20 protein-coding genes are annotated in these 23,452 nt (G+C 68.7%); 13 read left to right on the forward strand and 7 right to left on the reverse strand.

Annotated features, from left to right (window positions below; translation table 11 throughout):
• Nucleotides 1-37: 37 nt before the first annotated feature.
• On the reverse strand, nt 38-715 hold the full coding sequence (locus ABUE11_RS05690; RefSeq protein WP_367068082.1) for a choice-of-anchor E domain-containing protein: 678 nt from the start codon (nt 713-715) through the stop codon (nt 38-40).
• 539 nt (nt 716-1,254) lie between these two features.
• Between ABUE11_RS05690 and ABUE11_RS05695 the strand changes: the two genes are divergently transcribed.
• The 4 genes from ABUE11_RS05695 to ABUE11_RS05710 all read left to right on the forward strand — a co-directional run bounded on the left by ABUE11_RS05695 (nt 1,255) and on the right by ABUE11_RS05710 (nt 5,555).
• On the forward strand, nt 1,255-3,171 hold the full coding sequence (locus tag ABUE11_RS05695) for a SurA N-terminal domain-containing protein (RefSeq protein ID WP_367068083.1): 1,917 nt from the start codon (nt 1,255-1,257) through the stop codon (nt 3,169-3,171).
• 164 nt (nt 3,172-3,335) lie between these two features.
• On the forward strand, nt 3,336-3,716 hold the full coding sequence (rplS, locus tag ABUE11_RS05700) for a 50S ribosomal protein L19 (RefSeq protein WP_367068084.1): 381 nt from the start codon (nt 3,336-3,338) through the stop codon (nt 3,714-3,716).
• A gap of 119 nt (nt 3,717-3,835) precedes the next feature.
• The gene (locus ABUE11_RS05705) at nt 3,836-4,519 is read left to right on the forward strand and encodes a CoA pyrophosphatase (RefSeq protein WP_367068085.1); all 684 of its coding nucleotides are present in this window, start codon (nt 3,836-3,838) and stop codon (nt 4,517-4,519) included.
• Nucleotides 4,520-4,565: 46 nt separating this feature from the next.
• Nucleotides 4,566-5,555, forward strand: coding sequence for a CobD/CbiB family protein (locus ABUE11_RS05710; RefSeq protein WP_367068087.1), 990 nt, complete (start codon nt 4,566-4,568; stop codon nt 5,553-5,555).
• Nucleotides 5,556-5,615: 60 nt separating this feature from the next.
• On the opposite strand, the gene rsgA is transcribed toward ABUE11_RS05710, so the two are convergent.
• Genes rsgA through ABUE11_RS05725 form a run of 3 tightly spaced genes read right to left on the reverse strand, consistent with a single transcriptional unit; the run spans nt 5,616 to nt 8,247 of the window.
• Nucleotides 5,616-6,581, reverse strand: a complete 966-nt coding sequence (gene rsgA / locus ABUE11_RS05715) for a ribosome small subunit-dependent GTPase A (RefSeq protein ID WP_367068088.1) — start codon at nt 6,579-6,581, stop codon at nt 5,616-5,618.
• Nucleotides 6,578-6,922, reverse strand: coding sequence for a 4a-hydroxytetrahydrobiopterin dehydratase (locus ABUE11_RS05720; RefSeq protein ID WP_367068090.1), 345 nt, complete (start codon nt 6,920-6,922; stop codon nt 6,578-6,580). Before ABUE11_RS05720 ends, rsgA begins: the two co-directional genes overlap by 4 nt.
• On the reverse strand, nt 6,919-8,247 hold the full coding sequence (locus ABUE11_RS05725; protein WP_367068091.1) for a M48 family metallopeptidase: 1,329 nt from the start codon (nt 8,245-8,247) through the stop codon (nt 6,919-6,921). The genes ABUE11_RS05720 and ABUE11_RS05725 overlap by 4 nt, the downstream gene beginning before the upstream one ends.
• Before the next feature lie 32 nt (nt 8,248-8,279).
• Here ABUE11_RS05725 and orn point away from each other — a divergent pair, with 32 nt between their 5' ends.
• From orn to ABUE11_RS05740, 3 genes are all read left to right on the forward strand, one after another.
• Nucleotides 8,280-8,858 (forward strand): oligoribonuclease, encoded by a 579-nt coding sequence (orn, locus tag ABUE11_RS05730; RefSeq protein ID WP_367068093.1) that lies wholly within the window; start codon nt 8,280-8,282, stop codon nt 8,856-8,858.
• A 126-nt stretch (nt 8,859-8,984) separates the two neighbouring features.
• On the forward strand, nt 8,985-10,118 hold the full coding sequence (locus tag ABUE11_RS05735; protein ID WP_367068095.1) for a branched-chain amino acid ABC transporter substrate-binding protein: 1,134 nt from the start codon (nt 8,985-8,987) through the stop codon (nt 10,116-10,118).
• A gap of 266 nt (nt 10,119-10,384) precedes the next feature.
• On the forward strand, nt 10,385-12,166 hold the full coding sequence (locus tag ABUE11_RS05740) for a DEAD/DEAH box helicase (RefSeq protein WP_367068096.1): 1,782 nt from the start codon (nt 10,385-10,387) through the stop codon (nt 12,164-12,166).
• Nucleotides 12,167-12,277: 111 nt separating this feature from the next.
• Here ABUE11_RS05740 and ABUE11_RS05745 read toward each other — a convergent pair whose 3' ends face one another.
• The 3 genes from ABUE11_RS05745 to ABUE11_RS05755 form a co-directional block, all read right to left on the reverse strand.
• Entirely contained in the window at nt 12,278-13,510 is a 1,233-nt protein-coding gene (locus ABUE11_RS05745) for a multidrug effflux MFS transporter (RefSeq protein WP_367068097.1), read from the reverse strand.
• A 173-nt stretch (nt 13,511-13,683) separates the two neighbouring features.
• Nucleotides 13,684-14,169, reverse strand: a complete 486-nt coding sequence (locus ABUE11_RS05750) for a copper chaperone PCu(A)C (protein WP_367068098.1) — start codon at nt 14,167-14,169, stop codon at nt 13,684-13,686.
• 83 nt (nt 14,170-14,252) lie between these two features.
• Nucleotides 14,253-14,630: a DUF2946 family protein gene (locus ABUE11_RS05755; protein ID WP_367068099.1), complete on the reverse strand. Its 378-nt coding sequence runs from the start codon at nt 14,628-14,630 to the stop codon at nt 14,253-14,255.
• Between the two features lie 229 nt (nt 14,631-14,859).
• On the opposite strand from ABUE11_RS05755, the gene ABUE11_RS05760 reads away from it, so the two are divergent.
• The 6 genes from ABUE11_RS05760 (at nt 14,860) to ABUE11_RS05785 (ending at nt 23,447) form a co-directional block, all read left to right on the forward strand.
• The gene (locus ABUE11_RS05760) at nt 14,860-16,965 is read left to right on the forward strand and encodes a TonB-dependent receptor (RefSeq protein WP_367068100.1); all 2,106 of its coding nucleotides are present in this window, start codon (nt 14,860-14,862) and stop codon (nt 16,963-16,965) included.
• Nucleotides 16,966-16,981: 16 nt separating this feature from the next.
• The gene (locus ABUE11_RS05765; protein WP_367068101.1) at nt 16,982-17,986 is read left to right on the forward strand and encodes an ABC transporter substrate-binding protein; all 1,005 of its coding nucleotides are present in this window, start codon (nt 16,982-16,984) and stop codon (nt 17,984-17,986) included.
• Nucleotides 17,987-18,018: 32 nt separating this feature from the next.
• Entirely contained in the window at nt 18,019-18,795 is a 777-nt protein-coding gene (locus ABUE11_RS05770) for an ABC transporter permease subunit (protein WP_367068757.1), read from the forward strand.
• Between the two features lie 19 nt (nt 18,796-18,814).
• The gene (locus tag ABUE11_RS05775) at nt 18,815-19,672 is read left to right on the forward strand and encodes an ATP-binding cassette domain-containing protein (RefSeq protein WP_367068102.1); all 858 of its coding nucleotides are present in this window, start codon (nt 18,815-18,817) and stop codon (nt 19,670-19,672) included.
• A gap of 373 nt (nt 19,673-20,045) precedes the next feature.
• Complete coding sequence (locus tag ABUE11_RS05780; RefSeq protein ID WP_367068103.1) at nt 20,046-21,215, forward strand: NnrS family protein; 1,170 nt, start codon at nt 20,046-20,048, stop codon at nt 21,213-21,215.
• A 252-nt stretch (nt 21,216-21,467) separates the two neighbouring features.
• Nucleotides 21,468-23,447: a TonB-dependent receptor gene (locus tag ABUE11_RS05785; RefSeq protein ID WP_367068104.1), complete on the forward strand. Its 1,980-nt coding sequence runs from the start codon at nt 21,468-21,470 to the stop codon at nt 23,445-23,447.
• Nucleotides 23,448-23,452 lie beyond the last annotated feature (5 nt).

The raw sequence follows: 23,452 nt of genomic DNA on the forward strand, positions 1-23,452 counted from the left end.
GCGAGCCGGGGCTTGGGGCGCTGGGGGCGTGGCAGCTTCAGGCTGCGTTGCGGCGGCGGCGTGTAGCGCCCAAGCCCACCAGGGCGGCACCCACCAAGGCGAGGCTGGCCGGTTCAGGTACGTCGTTGGGCGGCGTTACCTCGTTGTAGGTGTACGTCAGTGTCGCGCCGCAGCCAGCCTGGGTCTGTTGATTGGTGCTGATATTGCCACCACCACCGCCAACGGTGAAGGAGGAAATGGTTTCGCACATGACCATGTAGGTGCCGGTACCGGTCAGGTCACCGAGGATGGACGAGAGATCGAGTGCGAAGCTGTCGGAGTCGTTGGCCGGACCGAAGGATTTGGTTTCACCGGCTGCATACGAAAGAGCACCCGTGGAGTAGGACATTCCAATGGTGATGGGATTCAGCAACGCATTGAGACCAGCCAGATCCGATGAGAAGAAAAGATCGGTTGCGGAGGTCAGGTTGGCGCGCTGCGATTGGAGCGCCGTATTGGTCGCATCGAACGCGAATATCGCCTCGCCGTTGAGCGTCAGTGTCGCGCCGGTCAGCGTGCCGAGCGTGCTGTCGAACTTGTTGAAGGTGCCGAAATCGACAGCCGGTACGAGCTCCGTGATGTGCGACGGCACGGTGAAGCTTTGGGTGACGACGCCGGCCTGGGCTGTCAGTGCCAGCAGCGAAGCACCAGCAACAGCAGCGAATTTCTTGATCATGTGTGATTCCCTCAAAAAAGGTTGTTGGTTATAGATTCGTACGCGACAAACCTGACAATACGGCAAGCAAAATGCGTACCTAGTGGGAGCTAGTGTTAGTAAACAATAACTTACGCAGTTGCGTTGGTTTGCAAAGCTGACTGGTGTAAAAAAAACCGACACTTTTGCGGTGTTGAACGAGCGATGTGTTCGCCGTTGCGCCGTACGAAATCGCAGTCTTATCGCTGAGGCAACATGATGCGAAGCTTGAGCTCAGGTTGCATCGGAGGTTTGGCCCAGCCATTGATGGCACGCATGCCATGGTTTGAGGATGCGCGGTGCGGTGAGCGCGGACCGTCAGCGGTTGCGTGGCGCATGTCAGGTTGTGTCGTCCTGACGCCGTGTGAAGGGACGGCTCGCGCCTACGATAGAATGCGCCCGCTAATCGTCGTGGTTGGTGTGCTTGGCATGATCCATGGTCCAAGTCCGTTGCGACCCCCACGCCACGCAAAGGCGAACGAGAGTTCGCCTTTTCTTTTGCTGCAGTTGAAAGATCGACCATGTTGGAATCCATACGCAAGCACACCAAGTGGGTGATGGGCTTGCTGTTCTTGCTGATCATCCCTTCGTTCATCCTGGTGGGCATTGACCGCAACTACTTCGGCGGCGGCAGCCCGGTGGTGGCGCGGGTCGATGGCAAGGACATCACGCAGGCGGATTGGGACAATGCCCATCGCATGGAGAGTGATCGCATCCGCGCCCAGTCTCCGGACATCGATGCCAAGCTGCTGGATTCGCCGCAGGCGCGCTATGCGACGCTGGAGCGCCTGGTGCGTGACAGCGTGTTGCAGGCTGCGGCGCAGAAGATGCACCTGCTGACCAGTGATGCGCGACTGGCGCGCGAGCTGCAGAGCATTCCGCAGATTGCCGCCCTCAAGCGCCCCGATGGCACGCTCGATACCGAGGCCTATCGCGCGCTGGCGGGTGCCCAGGGCCTGACTCCCGAAGGACTGGAGGCGCGCATACGCCACGATATTTCCGTCAGCCAGGTCATGGGCAGTGTGATGGCGTCGGCATTTGCCGGCCCCACCGAATCCAAGCAGGCGCTCGACGCCATCTTCCAGCGTCGGGAGATTCAGGTCGCGCGCTTCAATGCGTCGGACTTCGCCTCCAGGGTCCAGGTGTCGGATGCCGATCTGCAGGCCTACTACCAGGCGCATCCGGCCAAGTTCCAGCAGCCCGAGCAGGCGAGCGTCGAATACGTGGTGCTCGATCTCGATGCCGTGAAGGCGGGCATTTCGGTGAGCGAGGATGACCTGCGCACCTACTACAAGGAAAACCTCAGTCGTCTGGCCGGCAACGAGGAGCGCCGCGCCAGCCACATACTGATCAGCGCCGCCAAGGACGCTCCTGCCGCCGAGCGCGAAAAGGCCAAGGCCAGGGCGGAGGAACTGCTGGCCGAGCTGCGCAAGGCGCCGGGCCGGTTTGCCGAGCTGGCAAAGAAGGATTCGCAGGATCCGGGCTCCGCGGCCGCCGGCGGTGACCTTGGGTTCTTCGCGCGCGGTGCCATGGTCAAGCCCTTTGAAGATACGGTGTTCGCCATGAAGAAGGGCGACATCAGCGATGTGGTGGAAACCGACTTCGGCTACCACATCATCATGCTCACGGACATCAAGACGCCGCGCCAGCCGACATTCGAGGAACTGCGGCCGTCGCTCGAGGCCGAGCTCAAGCAGCAGCAGGCCCAGCGCAAGTTTGCCGAGGTGGCCGAGACCTTTGCCAATGCCGTCTACGAGCAGGCCGACAGCCTGCAGCCGGTGGCCGAGAAGCTCAAGCTCAAGATCCACACCGCCACCGGCGTGACGCGCACGCCTGCCGCGGGCGCGCAGGGCCCGCTGGCCAATCCGCGCTTCCTGGAGGCGCTGTTCCAGCCCGACTCCCTGCAGAACAAGCGCAATACCGAGGCCGTGGAGATCGGCAGCAGCATGCTGGCGGCCGGGCGCGTGACTGCCTACCAGCCCGCGCTGACCGTGCCGCTGGACCAGGCGCGCGAGAAGGTCCGCGCACTGTTCGTGGCCGACAAGTCCGCCGAACTGGCGCGCAAGGAGGGCGAGGCCCGTCTGGAGGCGTGGAAGGCCGATCCGGCAGCGGCCAGCGGGTTGTCCGGCGCCGTGACGGTGTCGCGCGACCAGCTGCAGAACCAGCCGCGTGCCGTTGTGGACGGCGCCCTGCACGCGCCGGTCGACAAGCTGCCCTCCTGGGTGGGCGTCGATCTGTCCGGACAGGGCTATGCCGTGGTCAAGGTCAACCGCGTCGTGGCGCGTGAGGCGGTCGATGAGGCCACGGCACGCATGGAGCGCCAGCAGTACCTGCAGGCCTGGGGCATGGCGGAGATGCAGGCCTACTACGAACTGCTCAAGCAGCGTTTCAAGGTGGAAATCAAGGTGCCGCGCCCGGCGGCGCAGGATGGGGCCTGAGGCAGGCGCGGCGCCCGGGCCCAGGTTCCATCCGAGATGCTATACTCACGGGTTCTCGATCCTCTGGCCGGCCGCTACTCCTATCCGTGATGGGGTAGCCACAAGGCGCCAATAGGGGCGCCACAGCCAATCCTGGTGCGGACATGATCGTTGGAAATCTGAACATGAATCTGATTCAAATTCTCGAGCAGGAAGAAATTGCTCGCCTGAACAAGAACATCCCCGCATTCGCGCCTGGCGACACCGTCGTCGTGAGCGTGAACGTGGTCGAAGGCAACCGCAAGCGCGTGCAGGCCTACGAGGGTGTGGTGATCGCCAAGCGCAACCGTGGCCTCAACAGCGGCTTCACCGTGCGCAAGATCTCCAGCGGCGAGGGTGTGGAGCGTACCTTCCAGACCTACAGCCCGCTGATCGCCGGCATCGAGGTCAAGCGCCGCGGTGACGTGCGCCGTGCCAAGCTGTACTACCTGCGTGAGCGCAGCGGCAAGTCGGCTCGCATCAAGGAAAAGCTGCCGTCCCGCGTCAAGGTGGCCGACGCCGCGTAATACGCCGTCGTCCGCATTCCCGCGAAACCGCTACAGTGCATGGCCTGTAGCGGTTTTTTCTTGGGTGGCGGCAATTCGTGAGCTCCTTTCGTCCTTCCGGTTCTGACGCAGCGTCGGTGATGGCCTCGCTGTCCTCGCTGCCCGACTTCGACCCGCGTGCCGTGCCGCTCGTCGGTGTGGACTCCGACCTGCCCGCCGTGCCCGCCGCTGCGCAGACGCCCGCGGCGCTGCGCCAGCGCTTTGCCGCCCCGCCGCCGTGGACGCCCGAGATCGTGCGCGAGAAGAAGTTTGTCGAGCGCACTCCCGCGCAGGCCGCCGTGCTCGTGCCCATCGTGCAGCGCGAGCGGCCCACGGTGCTGCTGACCGAGCGCACCGCGCATCTGTCCACGCACAAGGGCCAGGTGGCCTTCCCCGGAGGCCGCAGCGACCCCGAGGATCGGGATGCGGCTGCGACTGCCTTGCGCGAGGCCCACGAGGAAGTGGGGCTGGATGCGAGTCGTATCGAGGTGCTGGGCAGCCTGCCTATGTATGTCACGGGCTCCTCCTTCATCGTCACGCCCGTGGTGGCGCTGGTGCGGCCCGGCTTCGTGCTTCGGCCCAACCCCGACGAGGTGGCCGACGTGTTCGAGGTGCCGCTCGATTTCCTCATGAACCCCGCGCACCACGAACGCCACGCGCTGCACTGGCAGGGCCTGCGGCGCGAGTGGTTTGCCATGCCCTACCAGGATGGCGAGCGCCAGCGCTATATCTGGGGCGCGACGGCGGCCATGCTGCGCAACTTCTATCGCTTCATGCTGGCGTGACGCGCGCTGCCAGGGCCCGCCGGGCCGCGCCGCTATCATTGCCGCCATGAGTTTCTTTGCCATCCTGTTCGCCTTGCTCATCGAGCAGGCCAGGCCGCTGGCCCGCAGCAACCCCATCCACGATGGTTTGCGCGCGTGGGCGCTGTCGGTGTGTCGCAGTTTCGATGCCGGCCAGCGGCACCATGGCTGGATGGCCTGGGGGCTTGCGGTGCTTGTGCCGCCGCTGATCGTGCTGGCCGTGCACTGGGCGTTGCTGCACTGGGTGGGATGGCCCCTGGCCCTGGTGTGGAGCGTGGCCGTGCTCTACATCACGCTGGGCTTTCGCCAGTTCAGTCACCACTTCACGGCCATACGCGATGCGCTCGAGGAGGGCGATGCGACCGAGGCGCGCGCGCGGCTGGCGCAGTGGAAGCAGGTGGATGCCAGCGAACTGCCGCGCAGCGAGATCGTGCGCCATGTGCTCGAGTATTCGGTGATCGCCGCGCATCGCCATGTGTTCGGCGTGCTCGCCTGGTATTCCGTTTTCGCGGCGCTGGGCCTGGGGCCCACGGGTGCGGTGCTCTACCGCATGGCGGAGTTCGTCGCGCGCTACTGGGGATCGCGCTCGCGCGTGGTGACGGCACATCCGCCCAGCGAAGCGCTGCGCCGCGCATCCGAGCAGGCGTGGACGGTGATCGACTGGCTGCCGGCGCGCCTGACGGCCCTGAGCTTTGCCGTGGTGGGCAGCTTCGAGGAGGCCATCGAGGGCTGGCGCTTTCACGCGCAGCGCTTCCCCAATGACAACGATGGCGTGGTGCTGGCCGCCACGGCCGGCGCCATCAATGTGCGCCTGGGCGGCGAGGCCCTGCGCAGCCACGCGGGCGCCGAGGTGCAGGCGGGCTTCGAGGCCGGTGCCGACCTGGGCGACAGCGACGCCACGCCAGGGCGCGAGCCCGAGGTCGGCCATCTGCGCAGTGTCGTCGGCCTGGTGTGGCGCTCGGTCGTGGTGTGGATGCTGCTGCTGGCGCTGCTCACGCTGGCGCGCCTGCTCGGCTGAAACTATTTATTTAATAGCTGCCAGCGCTTTCTGCATAAGGGCTGGAGGCCGATTTGGCTATCAATACGCGCTCTGGCTCAGCTCGGCAAACAGTTCGCCATAGATGCGGTAGCGCTGCGGGCTGATGGCCAGGGCGTCCTGACCCTCGCGCACCTGGGCCATCACGCCGCAGCCGGGCTCGTGCAGATGCGTGCAGTTGTAGAAGCGGCAGGCGCCCGCATGCGCCGCAATGTCGGGCATGCAGCGCGCCAGCTCGGTGGGCGCGAGGTGGCGCAGGCCGAACTCCTGAAACCCTGGTGAGTCGATGAGCGCCGTCGTGCGCGCTCCATCCATCCAGTAGAGGCTGGTGGTGGTGGTGGTGTGCTTGCCCGAGTTGAGGGCCTGCGAGATCTCGCCCGTCTGCGCTGCGGCGCCCGGCACCAGCAGGTTGACCAGCGTGCTCTTGCCCGAGCCCGAGGGCCCCAGCACCAGCGTGGTCTTGCCGGCGAGCAGCGGCAGCAGCACGCCCCGGTCCACCTCGCCCGACTGGGTCAGCGACAGCGGCAGCACGCGGTAGTGGCGGCCGCTGGCCTGCTCGCCGCCCATGTGGCGGTAGGGCCAGAGGCGCTCCCAGGCGCGCGCGAAGGGCTCGACGAGGTCGCTCTTGTTGAGCGCGATCAGCGGTGTGATCTGCGCCGCCTCGGCTGCGATCAGGGCGCGCGCGAGCTGGCTCTCGGAGAACACGGGTTCGGCCGCGATCAGGATCAGCACCTGGTCTAGATTGGCTGCAAACGACTTGGTGCGCACCTCGTCCTGGCGGTAGAACAGATTGCGCCGCTCGAGCACGCGCTCTATCGTGCCCTCGTCGCCCTGGCCGCGCCCCTGGCCCGGCGCGGCGGGCTGCCAGAGCACATGGTCGCCCACGACGGCCTGGCTCTTCTTGCCCCGCGGGTGGCAGATGCGGCGCTGGCCGTCGGGCGTCTCCACCACGCAGTGGCGGCCGTGGCTGCCCACCACCAGGCCCTGCAGGCCGCCGCTGCCGCTCATGGCGCGGCCAGCAGGGCATCGACGCGCGTGGCGCAGTCGATGTCGGTGGCCGAGATGCCGCCCACGTCGTGGGTGGAAAAGCGCACCACGCAGCGGTTGTAGTGCACGGACAGGTCGGGGTGGTGGTCCTGGGCGTGGGCGATGAAGGCCACGGCGTTCACGAAGGCCATGGTCTCGTGGTAGTCGGCGAAGCGGAAGGTTTTCTCGATCGCCACATCGCTGCCATCGCCGGTGAGCTGCCAGCCTTGCAGCTCCGCCAGTTTTGCTACTATTTGCGTAGCTGTCAGCGCTTTCCTGGTCTGCGTGGACCAGTCTTTCTTTGGGAACATCGTCGTCGTCATGGCTGCAGGGCCGCGGGCAGGCGCGCCAGGCGCTCCGTGGCGGGGGGGTGGGAGTAGTAGAAGCGCGCGTACACCGGGTCGGGCGTGAGCGTGGAGGCGTTGTCCTGGTAGAGCTTGAGCAGGGCCGAGGTCAGGTCGGCGCCGCTCGCCTGGGCCACGGCGTAGGCGTCGGCCTCGAACTCGTGGCGGCGCGAGATCTGCGCCATGAGCGGCGTGAGAAACAGCGTGACCGTGGGCATGACGAGCACGAACAGCAGCAGCGCCAGCGCGTCGTTGGGCGCCGAGGCGGGCAGGCCCGGCAGCATCAGATTGGGCTGCACGCCCAGGCCCGTATAGAACCAGCCGCGCGTGGTCAGCCAGCCGAGCAGCGCAAAGCCGATCAGGCTGATGGCAAACATGCCGACCAGGCGGCGCGTGATGTGCTTGTGCTTGAAGTGGCCGAGCTCGTGCGCGAGCACGGCCTCGACCTCGCCGGGCGCGAGCTGCTTGAGCAGGGTGTCGTAGAACACTACGCGCTTGGCCGCGCCAAAGCCCGTGAAATAGGCGTTGGCATGGGCGCTGCGGCGGCTGCCGTCCATCACGAACAGGCCCTTGGCCGTGAAGCCGCAGCGCTGCATCAGGGCCGTCACGCGCGCCTTGAGGGATTCGTCCGCGAGCGGCTGGAACTTGTTGAACAGCGGCGCGATGAACAGCGGAAACACCACCATCAGCAGCAGGTTGAAGCCCATCCACACGCCCCAGGCCCAGAGCCACCACAGCGGGCCGGCCGCGCCCATGAGCCACAGGATCAGCGCCGCGATGGGCAGGCCGATGACGGCGCCCACGAGCGTGGACTTGACCAGGTCGGCCAGCCACAGGCCGAGCGTCATCTGGTTGAAGCCAAAGCGTTGCTCCAGGCGGAAGGTCTGGTAGAGCTGCACCGGCATGTCGATGGCGCCGCTCACGAGCGCAAACGAGGCCAGCAGCGCGAGCTGCTGCACCATGCCGCCGCCCAGCCAGGTCAGCAGCGTCTGGTTCAGCAGGTCGAGGCCGCCCAGCAGCGTCCAGCCCAGGGTCACGGCGGTGGCCAGCGACATCTCCAGCAGGCCCAGGCGCGCCTTGGCCACCGTGTAGTCGGCCGCCTTCTGGTGCGCGGCCAGCTTGACGCGGCTCGCAAAGGCCGCGGGCACGGCGTCGCGGTGGCGCGCCACATGGCGGATCTGGCGCGAGGCCAGCCACAGGCGCAGCGCCAGCCCCAGGAGCAGCAGGGCGGCAAACACCAGCGTCGTCAATGTCGATGGCGTGAGAAACGATGGCGTGGAAAGGGTGGCAGGTTCGTGCGGCATGGGCGTGGAAGTTTACGGCGACAATCCGCGCCATGTCTGAAACCACCCCTACTGCCGAATCCACCCTCGCCAAGTCCGATCAGAACCTCGTCTGGCTCGACTGTGAAATGAGCGGCCTCGACCCCGAGAAGGAGCGCCTGCTGGAGATCGCCGTCGTCGTCACCGGCCCCAGCCTCGAGCCGCGCATCGAAGGCCCGGTGTTCGCCATCCACCAGAGCGACGCCGTGCTGGGCGCCATGGATGCCTGGAACAAGGGCACGCATGGCAGGAGCGGCCTGATCGACAAGGTGCGCGCCTCCACCATCACCGAGGCCGACGCCGAGCAGCAGCTCATCGACTTCCTCTCGCGCTACGTGCCCAAGGGCAAGGTGCCCATGTGCGGCAACAGCATCGGCCAGGACCGGCGCTTTCTCGTCAAGTACATGCCCAGGCTCGAAGCCTTCTTTCACTACCGCAACGTGGACGTGAGCACGCTCAAGGAGCTGGCCAAACGCTGGAAGCCCGCGGCCTACGATTCCTTCAAGAAGGCGCAGCGCCACACGGCCCTGGCCGACGTGCACGAGTCCATCGACGAGCTCGCGCATTACCGCCAGCATTTGCTCGCATTGTGAAACCGGCGGGCACAGGTAGATAATCCGCTGCCTTCCGTACCCGGTCGGCATGTCCCCCTGCGGCGCCGGTCTCACCATGCGGGCGCCTGCGGGTTCTCTTGCGCACTCTCTACCGGAATCCTCGCCATGCAACACAAGTTCGTCCCATCCTCGCTGGTGGCCGCCGCCGCCCTGGTCTGCGCCACGGGCGCATTTGCGCAGGAGCAGATCGTCAAGATCGGCCACAGCGGCCCCCTGTCCGGTCCCAACACCTTCGCCGGGCGCGACAACGATAACGGCGTGCGCCTGGCCATCGAGGAGCTGAACGCGCGCAAGATCAACGTGGGCGGCAAGACGCTGAAGTTCGAGCTGGTGTCCGAGGATGATCAATGCGATGCCAAGGCCGGCGTGGCCGTGGCGCAGAAGTTCGTGGACTCGGGCGTGCGCTACGTCATGGGGCCGTACTGCTCGGGTGTGACCATTCCCGCCTCGCGCGTCTATGACGGCGGCGGCACCATGGTCTCCACCGTGGGCACCAACCCCAAGATCACCCAGGCTGGTTACAAGAACCTGTTTCGCATCGTCGCGAGCGACGTGCAGGCCGGCGCCAACATGGCGGCCTATGCCGCCAATGTGCTCAAGGCCAGGAAGGTCGGCGTGATCGACGACCGCACGGCCTTCGGCCAGGGCCTGGCCGATGAGTTCGCCAAGGAGGCGCAAAAGCTCGGCCTGACCGTGGTGGGACGCGAGTTCACGACCGACAAGGCCACGGACTTCATGGCCATCCTCACGAACCTCAAGGCCAAGCAGCCCGAGGCCATCTTCTACGGCGGCTACGCGCCCCAGGCCGCGCCCATGGCGCGCCAGATGAAGCAGCTGGGCATCAACGCCAAGCTGCTCGGTGGCGACACCCTGTGCAGCCCCGAGATGACCAAGCTCGGCGGCGACGCCGTGAACAACGTCGTCTACTGCGCCTATGCCGGCATGCTCATGGACAGCGACGCGGGTGCCAAGGCCTTCCAGGACAGGTTCAAGAAGCGCTTCGGCCAGAACCCCGATGTCTACGGCCCGTTCTACTACGACCAGGTCATGAACATCGGCGAGGCCATGCAAAAGAGCGGCTCCATCGACCCGGCCAAGGTCGGCGCCTACATCCACCAGCATGCCTACAAGGGCGTGATGGGCGAGTATGCCTATGACGACAAGGGCAACCGCATCAAGGCGCCGGTGGTCGTGATGACCTTCGAGGCCGGCAAGGCCAAGCCGCTGGCCAGCTATTGAGTCTTGAACACGCCTTGCGGGAAAACCCCAGGCGTGCCATAATCCGCCGCTTGCACCGCCTCATGCGCGGTGCAATTTTTTTGTGCATCTGCCTTCACACACCGGGCGCTGCACGCCGGCGTGCCAGGCACGCGGCGCACTGCAGCCAATGCCCACCGGGGCCTTCCGCTACGGCCCTTTGGTTTCGTTTGATGGTTGATGTTTTGTAACCATCTGACGAGGCCTGCCCGGGAAAGCGCCCGTGGCCGTCTTCGTGTGAGCCATTCATGACCGAGCAAACTCTGCTGCAGGGCCAAGACGCGCCTGCAGAGTCCACCATTTCCACCGCCAACGCCGCAGGGCAGACCGCACTGCCCGAAGGTTTCGTGCGCCTGGGCCTGGCCCCCGAGCTGGTCCGCGCCGTGGCCGACCTGGGCTACACCGAGCCCACGCAGGTGCAGCAAAAGGCCATCCCCCTGGCCATGGGCACGGGCGACGATTCCGGCCGCTTCATCGACCTCATGGTCTCGAGCCAGACCGGCAGCGGCAAGACCGCGGCCTTTCTGCTGCCCGTGCTGCACACGCTGATCCACCAGCAGGCCGAGGCCGAGGCCGCAGCACGCGCCGAGTACGAGCGCGCAGCCGCCGAGGCCGCTGCGCGCGGCGAGGCGCCGCCCAAGCGCCCCAAGCGCAAGAACCCCATGCATCCGCGCAACTTCAAGGCCGCCGTGCCCGGCGCCCTGGTGCTGTGCCCGACGCGCGAGCTCGCGCAGCAGGTGGCGCATGACGCCATCGACCTCGTCAAGCACTGCAAGGGCCTGCGCATCGCCAACGTTGTCGGCGGCATGCCCTACCAACTGCAGATCGCCAAGCTGCAGAACGCCAACCTCGTCGTGGCCACGCCCGGGCGCCTGTTGGACCTGCAGCGCTCCATGCAGATCAAGCTCGACCAAGTGCAGTTCCTCGTCGTGGACGAGGCCGACCGCATGCTCGACCTGGGCTTCTCCGACGACCTGGCCGAGATCAACCAGCTGACGGCCCAGCGCAAGCAGACCATGATGTTCAGCGCCACCTTCGCGCCGCGCATCCAGCAGCTGGCCATGCGCGTGATGCACGAGGGCGGCGCCAGCGTGAAGAAGATCCAGATCGACACGCCGCAGGAAAAGCACGCCAACATTGAGCAAAAGCTCTACTGGGCCGACAACGCCGAGCACAAGCGGAAGCTGCTCGACCACTGGCTGCGCGACGCCTCCATCGACCAGGCCATCGTGTTCGCCAGCACCCAGGTCGAATGCGACGGCCTGGCCAACGACCTGCAGCAGGACGGCTTCTCGGCCGTGGCCCTGCACGGCGCCCTGAGCCAGGGCCTGCGCAACCGCCGCCTGATGGCGTTGCGTAACGGCCAGGTGCAGATCCTCGTGGCCACCGACGTGGCCGCGCGCGGCATCGACGTGCCCAGCATCACTCACGTGTTCAACTTTGGCCTGCCCATGAAGGCCGAGGACTACACGCACCGCATCGGCCGCACGGGCCGCGCCGGCCGCGACGGCCTGGCCGTGACCTTTGCCGAGTTCCGCGACCGCCGCAAGATCTTCGACATCGAGGGCTACTCGCGCCAGCAGTTCAAGGCCGACGTGATCGCCGGACTGGAGCCCACGCAGCGCTTCCCGCAGGGCGGCCGCCCCGAGTTCGGCGGCCGCGGCCGCGAGGGTGGGCGTGGCCAGCGCTTCGGTGGCGCAGGCCGCGGCCACGGCGATCGCGGTGGCTTCGGTGACCGCGGCGGTCGTGGCGAGCGCGGCGGCTTTGGCGGCCGCCGTGACGGAGAAGGCTATGGCCGCAAGAGCGGCTTTGGTGACACGTCCCGATTCAACGAAGGCCCTCGTTTCAAGGATGCCCCCCGCTTTGGTGAAACGTCCCGTTTTGGCCGTGGCGAGGGCGCGGCACCGCGTGGCGACTTTGGCCGCCGGGGCGACTCGGGGCGCGGCGGTTTTGCCAGGCCCCAGGGCGGCGGCAAGCCCTATGCGCCGCACGACGCGCGCAAGCGCCAGACGCAGCGCGGCGGCCGCTGATCGAGGGCGTGGCGCCGCAGGGCGCCGGCCGCAGCCAGCCTTGGCAACGGGGCTGGCTTTTTTGTACCCGCCCATGCGCGGCCCGCGCTCCTTGCGGGCCTGCCGACGAGATCAGGCCGCCGTTGCCGTGCGCCCGATCTCGGGCCAGCGGTGGTGCAGGTAGATCCAGGACAGTAGCCCCACGCACATCATCAGCAGCGAGGCCAGCGCCAGCAGTACCGTGGAGTGCATGACCAGCGGCGCCACCACGCCCGCGACCAGGCCATTGGCCATGGAGCCGACGAAGGCCTGCAGCGACGAGGCCATGCCGCGGCGCTGCGGGTAGAGGTCCAGCACCAGCAGCGTGACCACGGGCACCATCAGCGCCCAGCCGAAGGAGAAGATGCCTATGGGCCACATGGCCCAGGCCGCGTGGGCCTTGAACAGCAGATTCGCGCCCAGGTTCAGCAGCGCCACGACCAGCATGATCACGAAGCCGTGGCGGATCTGGCGCTTCGGCGCAATCCGGCCCGCCAGGCGCCCGCTGGCCCACGCGCCGCCCATGATGCCGGCGATGGTCGTCATGAAGAACCAGAAGAACTGCGTGGGCGACAGGCCCAGCAGGTCGCCGAGAAAGGCCGGCGCCGACAGCACGTACAGAAACATGCCGTTGAAGGGCACGCCGCTGGCCAGCGCCAGCAGCAGAAAGCGCGGACTCGTGCCCAGCTCCCAGTAGCCGCGCATCAGGTCGCCCAGGTGCAGGCTCTGGCGGTTTTGCTCGGGCAGAGATTCGGGCAGCAGGCGCCAGTTGGCCAGCCACAGCAGCACGCCGACCCCGGTCAGAAACCAGAACACGCTGTGCCAGCCCAGATGCACCGACAGCCAGCCCCCGACCATGGGCGCAATGGCCGGCGCCACCCCGAAGAAGATGGTCACCTGGCTCATCACGCGCTGGGCCTGGGTGGGCGGGAACAGGTCGCGGATCACGGCGCGCGAGACCACGATGCCCGCGCCCGCCGACAGCCCCTGCAGCGCGCGAAAGGCCACGAGCTGCCCGATGTTCTGCGCCAGCGCGCAGCCCAGGGATGCGAGCGTGAACACCGCCAGCCCCCACAGCACCACGGGGCGCCGCCCAAAGCTGTCCGACAGCGAGCCGTGGAACAGCGTCATGAAGGCGAACGCGAACAGATAGGCCGACAGCGTCTGCTGCATCTCCACGGGCGTGGCCGCCAGCGCCTGGCTGATGGCCGGAAAGGCCGGCAGATAGGTGTCTATGGAGAAGGGCCCCACCATGCCCAGCAATGCCAGCAGGACGGCGAGGGCCCAGCGCGGGCCGCGCCAGAGATGTGGTGCTTGAGGGTGCATGAAGGGCAGGCGGCGCTGGCGCGCCACAAAGCGCCAGATTATGGGTCAAGCCGCCACCGCGTGCCGCCCGTGACCCGCATGGATAGCTATGTAAACAATAGCTGTCAGCGCTTGATGGACAAGCGCTGAGGTCATGAAACGCCCGAGATTCCCCGGGCGGAGCTCACGGCCGCTCAGTGGCCACCGTGCTTGCCATGGCCGCCGGCGGGAGCGGGCGTTGCGCTCAGGGCGCGCACGGGCAGCTGCAGCTCCTGCGACTGGCGCTGGCCGTCCTTGCCCTCGAAGACCAGGGTCAGCGGCACGCTGGCGCCCTGGGCCACGGGCTGCTTCAGATCCAGCAGCATGATGTGGTAGCCGCCGGGCTTGAGCTCGACGGCCTGGCCGGCGGGCAGATCGAGCGCGGGGATGGCGCGCATCTTCATGACGTTGTCCACGAGCTTCATCTCGTGCACCTCGGTCACGCCGGCCACCGGGCTGCTGGCGCCGACCAGGCGCATGTCCTGTGCGGCCGTCAGCCGCATGAATGCGCCCGTGGCCTTTTGCTGGGGCACGGTGGCGCGCACCCAGGGGTCTTGCACGCTGACCTGGGCATGGGCCAGACCGGAGAGCAGCAGGGCGGCGGCCAGCGCCAGGCGGGGGGTGAAGGGTTTGCTTGGCATGAGAAATTCCTGAAATCAAAAAACGGGAGAGGCAACGGGCTGCCGCCGCAGGGGCAGGGCAGGGCGCCGTCGGCGAGGGGATTTCAGGCCCGGGCGGGCGGAGCGCGTGGCGGGAACGCCGCACGGCTCAGCGGCGGCACATGGCCGCGTGCGAGCGTCGCCGGCACATGCGGCGGCAAAGCCTGCGCGGCACCCGGGGCCTCGATGGCCGGTGGCGGCAGCATGGCGGGCAGGCACAGCACGCATTCCAGGCCGTGCTGCTGCGCGTCCTGCGCGGCGGCGTCGTTGCCGCCTGCTGCTACCCAGCGCGGCTCGCCCGCGGCGTTGCAGATGCGCTCCATGCCCTGGGCGCGCACCAGCGGCGAGAGCATGGCCGCGCCCAGCGCCAGCGCAAAGCAGGCCAGCAGCAGGCGGGCCAGCAGCAGGCGGGCCGGGCGGTGGGAGCGGCGCAGGGCTTGCATAGGTGGTGGCCATTATCGGCCCGCGCGCCAGGCTGCGGGGGCTGGCCACATGCCGATCGTCGGCACCCATGCGACACAAAAACAGCATCGCTTGATAAAAGTCATTTTACATTCCACTTTCGTTCTGGCATGCTTGCAAACGCTAATCAATCGCATTTGCTTCAACAAGAACCACCGCATGTCTTCCGTCCCATCCCCAGTCTTGCGTCCGTCCCGGCCACGGGCGTTGATGCACCCCATCGCCTGTGCGCTCGCGCTGCTGGCCTCGTCCGTACATGCCGACGAGCCTGCGGCCTTGCTTCCCTCCGTCACCGTGCGTGCCGATGCCGCGGGCGAGGGCACGGCCCCGCTGCGCCCCTCCGCCGTGGCCGAGCGCGAGCGCCTCGCGCGCGTGCCCGGGGGCACGAATCTCGCGCTGCCGCAGCAGGAGGCGCGCCTGGCCACGCTGCGCGACGTGCTCGACTACCAGCCCGGCGTGGTGCTGCAGGACTTCTTCGGCGCCACCGACCAGCCGCGCCTGTCGATTCGCGGCTCGGGCATTCAGAGCAACCCCGTGAACCGCGGCGTGGTGCTGCTGCAGGACGGTCTGCCGCTCAACGAGGCCGACGGTTCCTTCATCATCGGCCTGCTCGAGCCGCGCAACGCCGCCCTGGTCAGCGTGCGCCGCGGTGCCAACACGCTCACGCCCAGCGCCACCACGCTGGGGGGCGAGCTCGATTTCCAGTCGCTCACGGGCGCCGACCAGAAGGGCCAGGTGCGCGCCGAATACGGCAGCTTTGGCCGCAAGGCGCTGCAGGGCGCCGTGGGCGTGGCGGGCGAGCAGTGGGATGGGCGCATCGGCGTGAGCGGCGACCGCTTCGACGGCTACCGCCACCACAGCGCCTCGCGGCGTGACGCCCTGCATGCCAATCTGGGCTTCCAGCGTGGTGGTGTGGAAAACCGCACCTACCTGTCGTGGACCGATCTGGAGTTCGAGATCCCCAATGTCGTGCCCAAGGACCGCGTGGGCAGCAACCCGCGCGGCGTGATGGGCGACGGCAGCACGCCGCAGGACCAGCTGCTCAACATCTACCGGCGCGACCCGCGCCGCGAGGCGCGGCAGCTGCGCCTGGCCAACCGCACGCGCTGGGGCAGTGACGCGCTGCGCCAGGAGCTGGGCCTGTACTGGCAGGACACGGACGACTGGTTCAAGGACCCGACCATGGGCACGCGCACCGACAGCCGCACCCTGGGCGCGCAGTGGCGCGCGGACGGTCAGGCCAGCGCGCAGCTGGCCTGGCACATGGCCCTGGCCTGGTCGCGCAGCGACATGGACCGGAGCCTGCGCGCCGTGAGCCCGGCCAACGGCAGCGAGCTGCAGCTCTTTGGCGACTACGACCTGCAGGCCGAGAACCTGCAGGGCCAGCTGGGCGCCGACTGGCGCGTGGCGCGGGACTGGACGGTGGTCGGCCAGATCGGCTGGAGCCGGCAGAGCCGCGACGCCGCAAGCCGCCAGACTGGCCAGCGGCTCGATCAGCAATGGACCTTTGCCACGCCGAAGATCGGCGTGAACTGGCAGGCCACGCCCGCCACGCGCGTCTGGGCCAACCTGAGCCGCAGCCAGGAGGCGCCAACCTTCTGGGAGATCGTCGCCGGCACCGTGCCCAACCCCGCCAACCCGGCCACGGCCAAGAGCAGCCTCACCAGGCTGGAGTTGCAGCGCGCCACGACCTGGGAGATCGGCGGCCAGGGACGCTGGGGCGAGGGCGCGCATGCGCCGCAATGGCAGCTCGTGTACTACCGCAGCCAGGTGGCCGACGAGATCCTGAGCGTCTCCAACGCCTATGGCCAGGCGCTGGGAACGACCAACTACGCGGGTGGCACGCGCCACCAGGGCGTGGAGGCGGGCCTGTCCGGCTCCTGGGCGCTGGGCGCGGCGGGCGCGCTCGACTGGCGCGGCTCCTGGACCTACAGCGACTTCCGCTTCAAGGACGGCGCCTACGCCGGCAACCGCATCGCCGGCGTGCCGCGCCAGCTCATCAACGCCGAGCTGATGTGGCGCACGGCCGTTGCCAACGGCAGCCTGCGCCTGGGCCCCAACCTGCGCTGGATGCCGCAGGACACGCCCATAGACCATGCCAACACCGCAGGCGCCACGCAGGACAGCTACGCCCTGCTGGGCTTCAAGCTCGAATGGACGCAGGGCCCCTGGCGCACCTGGCTCATGGCCGAGAACCTGACCGACCGGCGCTACGCGAGCAGCTTTGCCATCCGCGACAAGGCCACGGCCGCCCAGCCCGGCTACCTGCCGGGCCTGGGCCGCAGCGTTGCCGTGGGTGTGAGCTATTTGTTCTGACGAAGGGGGGCAGGCCATGACCGATCTCCTCAACCGCCGCCAATGGCTGCAGGCCGGCGCCGCGCTGGCCGCGCCGGCGCTGCTGCCCGCGGCCATTGCCGCGCCCCTGCCCAGGTTGGTGCTGGCCGGGCCGCCGGCCATCGTCTCGGCGCCGCTGATCCGCATGGCGCAGGGCAATGCCCTGGCCGGTGTCGCGCAGCAAACCGAGTTCACGCCCTGGCGCGACCCGGACCAGCTGCGCGCCATGGCCATTGGCAGGAAGGCCGACATCCTGGCCATGCCGAGCAATGTGGCGGCCAACCTCTACAACCGCGGCGCGGGCGTGCGCCTGCTCAACATCTCCACCTGGGGCGCGCTGTGGATCGTCACGCGCGACGGCGAACGCAAGCGCCTGGCCGACTTCAAGGGCGAGGAGATCGCCGTGCCCTACCGCGGCGACATGCCCGACCTGATGCTGCAGCTCCTGTGCGCCAGGCAGGGCATCAACGCCCGGCGCGACATGCGGCTGCGCTACGTGCCCTCGCCCATGGAGGCCATGCAGCTGCTCATCACGCGCCGCGTGCGCCATGCGCTGCTGGTCGAGCCCGGCGTGTCGATGGCGCTGCGCAAGACCCATTCCTTCCCGGTCAGCGTGGTCGCGCCCGAGCTCTACCGCGGCGCCGACCTGCAGCAGGAATGGGGACGGCTGTTCGAGCGCCCGCCGCGTATTCCGCAGGCCGGCATCGCCGCAGTGGGCGCCGTGCGCGAGCAGCCCCAGGTGCTGGCCGCCGTGCAGCAGGCCTATGCCGACGCCGTGGCCTGGTGCCGCGCCAACCCGCTCGAATGCGGCAAGCTGGTCGCGCAGCATGTCGAGCTGCTCACGCCCGAGGCCGTGGCCGACGCCATGCCGCACAGCCAGCTCGAGGCCGTGGACGCGGGCGCCGCGCGCGCCGACATCGAGTTCTTCTTCGAGCAGCTGCTGGCCCAGGACCCGGCCCTGCTCGGCGGCAGGCTGCCCGACGCGGGCTTCATCGGGGGCTGACGGTGGGCCTGCTGTGGCGTCTGCTGCGCGGCATGCCCGCGTATCTGTGGAGCGGCTGGGGCGCCTGCGCCAGCCTGCTGCTGTTCGTGGCGCTGTGGGAGCTGGGCGCAGCCTGGTACGGCGCGCTCATCCTGCCCGACCCGCGCACCACCTTTGCCTCGCTCGCGGCGCTGCTGCAATCGGGCGCGGCCTGGCCCGAGCTCGCCATCACCGCGCGCCGCGCCCTCAGCGGGCTGCTGCTGGCCGTGTGCGTGGGCAGCGGCCTGGGGCTGCTCGCGGGCCTGTCAGTCACGGCCTCGATGATGGCGCGGCCCTGGGTCACGCTGCTGCTGGGCATGCCGCCAATTGCCTGGCTGGTGCTGGCCATGCTGTGGTTCGGCGCGGGCGACGGCACGCCCGTGTTCACGGTGTTCGTGGCCTGCCTGCCCGTGGTCTTCATCGGCGCGCTGCAGGGCACGCGCACGCTGGACCACCACCTCAAGGACATGGCGCGGGCCTACCGCCTGCCCTGGCGCATGCGCCTCTTTGACCTGTACCTGCCGCATGTCGCGGCCTATCTGTTTCCGGCCTGGATCACGGCCCTGGGCTCGTCCTGGAAGGTGGCCGTGATGGCCGAGCTGCTGGCCACGAGCGACGGCGTGGGCGCGGCCCTGGCCGTCACGCGCTCGCACCTGGACATGGGCGCGTCGCTGGCCTGGATCTGCGCCGTGGTGGGCATTCTGCTGCTGCTCGAATACGGCGTGCTCGAACCCATCAAGCGCGAGCTCGAACGCTGGCGCAGCGCCGGCACAGCACAGCCCCAGGCGTGACCACAGGCAAGGCAAGCAAATGACGACCCAGCCCACCTCACCCCTGTCGCTGCGCGTGCGCGACCTCGACCATGCCTACGGGCCCACCACCGTCCTGCAGGGCATCAACCTGGACCTGCCCGCGGGCCAGATCGTGGCGCTCGTCGGCCCCTCGGGCTGCGGCAAGACCACGCTGCTGCACCTGTGCGCGGACCTGCTCGCGCCGCAGCAGGGGCGCATCGAGCGGGCCGCCGGCCCCGCGGCCGTGATGTTCCAGCAGCCGCGCCTGCTGCCCTGGATGCTCACGCTGGACAACATCGCCCTGGGCCTGAAGGCCCGCGGCATGGCGCGCGCCGAGCGCCACGAGCGCGCACGCGCGGTGGCGCTGGCCCTGGGCCTGCCCGAGGCCTCGCTCGCGCAATACCCCGCCGAGCTCTCGGGCGGCATGCAAAGCCGCGCCGCGCTGGCGCGCGCGCTGGTGCTCGAGCCCGCGCTGCTCTTCATGGATGAGCCGTTCTCGGCCCTCGACGTGGGCCTGCGCGGCCAGCTGCACCAGCTGCTGCTGGCGCGCCAGGCGCAGTCGGGCATGGCGGTGCTGCTCATCACCCACGACCTCATGGAGGCAGTGCGCCTGGCCGGCGAGGTGCTGGTGCTCGCCGCCGCGCCCGGGCGCATCGTGGCGCGCTACCGCCCGCCGGGTGCGGCGCGCACGCGCAGCGAGGCGCTGGTGCACCGCTCTGCGGCCGAGCTGCTGCAGCACCCGGCCGTGCGCGCCGCGTTCGATCTGCCGGCGCAGGAGGCGCGCGATGCCGCCGCCACAACCCCTGACGCCGACGGCGCGGGGCTGTGGCTGCAGGCCGCGCATTGCCCGGCACCGCGTGCGGGAGATGGATGCTGAACACCCATCCCCTGAGCGCGGGCGACGGCTTCCATTGGCGCAGCTGGCCGCCGTGCGACATGGCCATGCGCCCGTCATCCCCGTGCATGCGGGATCCAGGCGCCGCCAGACGCGTCACAGCGCCTCCTGGCTCGTCATCCCCGCGCAAGCGGGGATCCAGGCGCCGCCACCGATACGACGGATGCGTCATCACCGTGGATCCCCGCTTGCGCGGGGACGACGGCGGGTTTTCAGAGGCTCGTTGATACCAGCCACCACTATTGAATGAAATTGCCCACCAGCGCTTGTTGCATAAGCGCAGGCAGCTCCTTTTTTTGACATGAATTCCTCCCGAAACCCCTTGCGCAGCGCCCATCCGATATGGATGTGCGGCATGCGTCCGTTCTTTCTGCTGGCCATGGTCTCGGCCCTGGGGCTGCTGGGCCTGTGGGGACTGGTGCTGGGTGCGGGCGTGGCGCCGCCGCAGGTCGAGGGCGGGCCCATCGTCTGGCATGTGCATGAGCTGGTGTTCGGCTTTGCCATGGCCGGCGTGGCCGGGTTTGCGCTCACGGCGTTGCCCGAGTTCACGGGCGTGGCGGGTGTCTCGCGCGTGCAGCTGCGCGCGCTGGTGCTGCTCTGGCTCATCGCGCGCGCGGGCTTCTGGGCCTCGGGCTGGGGCGGCGCGGTGGCGCTGTGGCTGGCGGCTGCGGCCCAGGTGGCGCTGCCGCTGGCCGTGCTCGCGGTGCTGGCACCCGCACTGCGCACGGCCGCGGGGCGCGCGCATTGGTCGTTTGGCTGGGCGCTGCTGGCATTGGCGGCCATGGCGCTGGGCTTTTATGTGGATGCGCTGCGCGGCGCGGCCGGCCTGCGCTGGCTGCATGCGACGCTGGGCGTGCTCATGCTGCTCATCGTGGTGGCGGCAAGCCGCATCTCCATGCGCATGGTCAACCGCGCCATAGAGCAAGTCACGCCGGGCGCGCCGCCCTATCTGGCGCGGCCCCCGAAGCGCCACCTCGCGGCGCTGTGCATCACGCTGGCGACGCTCGCGCAGTTCGTGCGGCCGGGCGATGCGCTCGTGGGCTGGCTTGCGCTCGCCGCGGCCGCCGCCATGTTCCATCTGATGAGCGACTGGCATGTGGGAGCGGCGCTGTGGCGCCGGCGCTTTCCGCTGCTGCTGTACGCCATGTACGCCTGCATGGCCCTGGGCTATGCGGCGCTGGGGCTGGCCCATCTGGGCGCGCTTGCGGGCACGGGTGCGGGCTGGCACCTGCTGGGCGCGGGCGCGGTGGGCATGGGCGTGTTCGTGGTCATCGCCATCGCCGGGCGCGCCCACGCGGGTCTGTGGCCCGATGCCGGGCCGTGGATACCGCTGGGCGGCGCGCTGATCCTGGCGGCCACGGGCCTGCGTGTGCTGGCGGCTCTGCTGGGGTGGGGCGGGGGGGCGCTCGCGGCATCGGCCGCGCTCTGGTGCCTGGCCTATGCCGTGCTGCTGTGGCGCGTGGGTCCGGGCCTGTGGCGCCCGCGCACCGACGGGCGCGACGGCTGCGAAGGGCCGGCCGCGTAGCGGGGAGTTGATCTGGATTAACGAATCTGTGTGTCTCGTTCAGCTGCCCATGGTAAAGTTGCATTGATACGAATGACAATGATTTGTATTTGAGTTGTGCCGCTCCGAGCATGTCGGCCGCGCCTGTGCGCAGGTACACCCGATCGACGGCTGCCGGAATACGCACTCCACCCATACCAACCCATCCGCCCAGCCCCACGCGCGCATAGGCATGCAAGCGTCCAGCCACCGCGGTATTTCGCCAGGACGTTCATGCTTTCTGCACCTACCCGTACCGTGCGCGGGCTCTGCCGCCCGCATCCCCTCGCCGCCGCCGCGGCCGCGCTGTGCCTGGCCGGCGCCGCCCATGCCCAGCAGGCCGAGCCCGCGCAAACCGTGGCCATGGGCCCGAGCCAGGGTCTGCCGGCCGTCACCGTGACGGCCACCATGACCGAGCAGGACGCGCGCACCGCGCCGGCCAGCGTCACCGTGATCACGGCCGAGGAGCTGGCCGAGAAGAACGCCACTGACCTACTGGACGCCGTGCGCGGCGCGCCCGGCATCACGCTGCAGGGGCGCCAGGTGGGCGGGCGCAAGACGCTGGCGCTGCGTGGCCTGGAGGGCAAGCACACGCTGACGCTGATCGACGGGCGGCGCATCAGCGCGAGCGACGACGTGATCGGCCATTCCGACTACCAGTACGGCTGGCTGCCGATCTCGGCGATCGAGCGCGTGGAGATCATCCGCGGCCCGATGTCGGCGCTGTACGGCTCCGAGGCCCTGGGCGGCGTGATCAACCTCATCACCAAGCGGCCCAAGGACCGCTGGAGCGGCTCCATCGGCGTCTCGGGCGCGACGGGGCTGTCGAGCGACGCGGCGAGCGAGGGCGGCACCTCGATCTACGCGGGCGGGCCGCTGGGCGAGCGCGCGCGCCTGTCGGTGAACGCCGAATACGCCCACCGCAATGCCACGCCCGACGTGGACGATCCGCGCTACAGCGAGATCGAGGGCCGCAAGCCGCGCAACCTGGGGCTGAACGCCGAGTACGACCTGACGGCCCAGCAGCGCCTGCAGGCCGGCATCAGCGACGGCAAGGAAATTCGCCGCTATGACGACGTGAGCACGGCCGGCAAGGTCTACCGCAACCGCTACGACCTGGATCGGCGCCAGACCCACCTGGGCTGGGTGGGCGACTTTGGCGATACCAAGGCGCAGCTGCGCGCCTACCGCAGCGAGATGAGCATCAGGAACACGCGCACCAACGGCGTGTCGGCCACGCGTCCGCAGGACATGCAGGACGACGTGGTCGACGGCCATGTGACCATGCGCCGCGGCAGCCACCAGATCGCCTTTGGCGGCGAATGGCGCAAGGAGGAGCTGGTCAACGCCGGCCTCACGGGCGGACGCGACGACGTGACGCACAAGGCGCTGTTCGTGCAGGACGAGTTCGCGCTCACGCGCAACCTCATGGCCACGCTGGGCCTGCGCGCCGACCACCACGGCATCTTCGGCTCCGAGCTCAGCCCGCGCGCCTACCTGGTCTGGGAGGCCAGCCCCAGCCTGGTCGTCAAGGGCGGCTATGGCCACGCCTTCAAGGCGCCCACGCTCAAGCAGATCTCGCCCAACTACGTGGGCGCCGAGGGGCCGCACAGCTTCCTGGGCAACGGCAACATCCAGCCCGAGACGTCCAACTCCTTCGAGATCGGCGCCGACTGGCAGGCCAGCCCCACCTGGTCGCTGCGCGCCACGGCCTTCCATACCGAGGTCAAGCAGCTCATCACCTACCGCCTGCTGCAGCAGATCGGCATACGCCGCATCTACCAGTACGACAACGTGGACGCCGCGCGCATCCAGGGCCTGGAGGCGGGCTTCACCTGGGCCATCACGCCGCAGCTGTCCTGGAGCACCGACGCCACCGTGCTGCACACGCGTGACAAGACGACCGGCAAGCGCCTGAACGACCGCCCCACGACCACCGTGGCCTCGCACCTGGCCTGGCGCGCGGCCGGCTGGGATGCGCGCCTGGGTCTGGAGTACACGGGCAAGCAGGACAGCTACGGCACAAGGCTGCCGGCCTACACGCTGTGGAATGCCAGCCTGGGCCACAGCTGGAAGATCAATGCCACGCAAAGCCTGACCTTGCGCGCGGGCCTGGAGAACATGGGCAATCTGCGCCTGGCCGAGAAGTCGCCCAACTTCGGCTTTGCCGAGCAGGGGCGGCGCGTGTTCGCGTCGGCGCGCCTGGACTTTTGACTATA

The sequence above is a fragment of the Oryzisolibacter sp. LB2S genome (assembly GCF_040732315.1).
Lineage (GTDB): Bacteria > Pseudomonadota > Gammaproteobacteria > Burkholderiales > Burkholderiaceae_C > Alicycliphilus > Alicycliphilus soli.

Bases quoted from the DNA above. Each gene is read 5' to 3' on its own strand.
- ABUE11_RS05690 (WP_367068082.1), bottom strand. From the start codon at position 715: ATGATCAAGAAATTCGCTGCTGTTGCTGGTGCTTCGCTGCTGGCACTG.
- ABUE11_RS05695 (WP_367068083.1), top strand. From the start codon at position 1,255: ATGTTGGAATCCATACGCAAGCACACCAAGTGGGTGATGGGCTTGCTG.
- rplS (WP_367068084.1), top strand. From the start codon at position 3,336: ATGAATCTGATTCAAATTCTCGAGCAGGAAGAAATTGCTCGCCTGAAC.
- ABUE11_RS05705 (WP_367068085.1), top strand. From the start codon at position 3,836: ATGGCCTCGCTGTCCTCGCTGCCCGACTTCGACCCGCGTGCCGTGCCG.
- ABUE11_RS05710 (WP_367068087.1), top strand. From the start codon at position 4,566: ATGAGTTTCTTTGCCATCCTGTTCGCCTTGCTCATCGAGCAGGCCAGG.
- rsgA (WP_367068088.1), bottom strand. From the start codon at position 6,581: ATGAGCGGCAGCGGCGGCCTGCAGGGCCTGGTGGTGGGCAGCCACGGC.
- ABUE11_RS05720 (WP_367068090.1), bottom strand. From the start codon at position 6,922: ATGACGACGACGATGTTCCCAAAGAAAGACTGGTCCACGCAGACCAGG.
- ABUE11_RS05725 (WP_367068091.1), bottom strand. From the start codon at position 8,247: ATGCCGCACGAACCTGCCACCCTTTCCACGCCATCGTTTCTCACGCCA.
- orn (WP_367068093.1), top strand. From the start codon at position 8,280: ATGTCTGAAACCACCCCTACTGCCGAATCCACCCTCGCCAAGTCCGAT.
- ABUE11_RS05735 (WP_367068095.1), top strand. From the start codon at position 8,985: ATGCAACACAAGTTCGTCCCATCCTCGCTGGTGGCCGCCGCCGCCCTG.
- ABUE11_RS05740 (WP_367068096.1), top strand. From the start codon at position 10,385: ATGACCGAGCAAACTCTGCTGCAGGGCCAAGACGCGCCTGCAGAGTCC.
- ABUE11_RS05745 (WP_367068097.1), bottom strand. From the start codon at position 13,510: ATGCACCCTCAAGCACCACATCTCTGGCGCGGCCCGCGCTGGGCCCTC.
- ABUE11_RS05750 (WP_367068098.1), bottom strand. From the start codon at position 14,169: ATGCCAAGCAAACCCTTCACCCCCCGCCTGGCGCTGGCCGCCGCCCTG.
- ABUE11_RS05755 (WP_367068099.1), bottom strand. From the start codon at position 14,630: ATGCAAGCCCTGCGCCGCTCCCACCGCCCGGCCCGCCTGCTGCTGGCC.
- ABUE11_RS05760 (WP_367068100.1), top strand. From the start codon at position 14,860: ATGCACCCCATCGCCTGTGCGCTCGCGCTGCTGGCCTCGTCCGTACAT.
- ABUE11_RS05765 (WP_367068101.1), top strand. From the start codon at position 16,982: ATGACCGATCTCCTCAACCGCCGCCAATGGCTGCAGGCCGGCGCCGCG.
- ABUE11_RS05770 (WP_367068757.1), top strand. From the start codon at position 18,019: ATGCCCGCGTATCTGTGGAGCGGCTGGGGCGCCTGCGCCAGCCTGCTG.
- ABUE11_RS05775 (WP_367068102.1), top strand. From the start codon at position 18,815: ATGACGACCCAGCCCACCTCACCCCTGTCGCTGCGCGTGCGCGACCTC.
- ABUE11_RS05780 (WP_367068103.1), top strand. From the start codon at position 20,046: ATGCGTCCGTTCTTTCTGCTGGCCATGGTCTCGGCCCTGGGGCTGCTG.
- ABUE11_RS05785 (WP_367068104.1), top strand. From the start codon at position 21,468: ATGCTTTCTGCACCTACCCGTACCGTGCGCGGGCTCTGCCGCCCGCAT.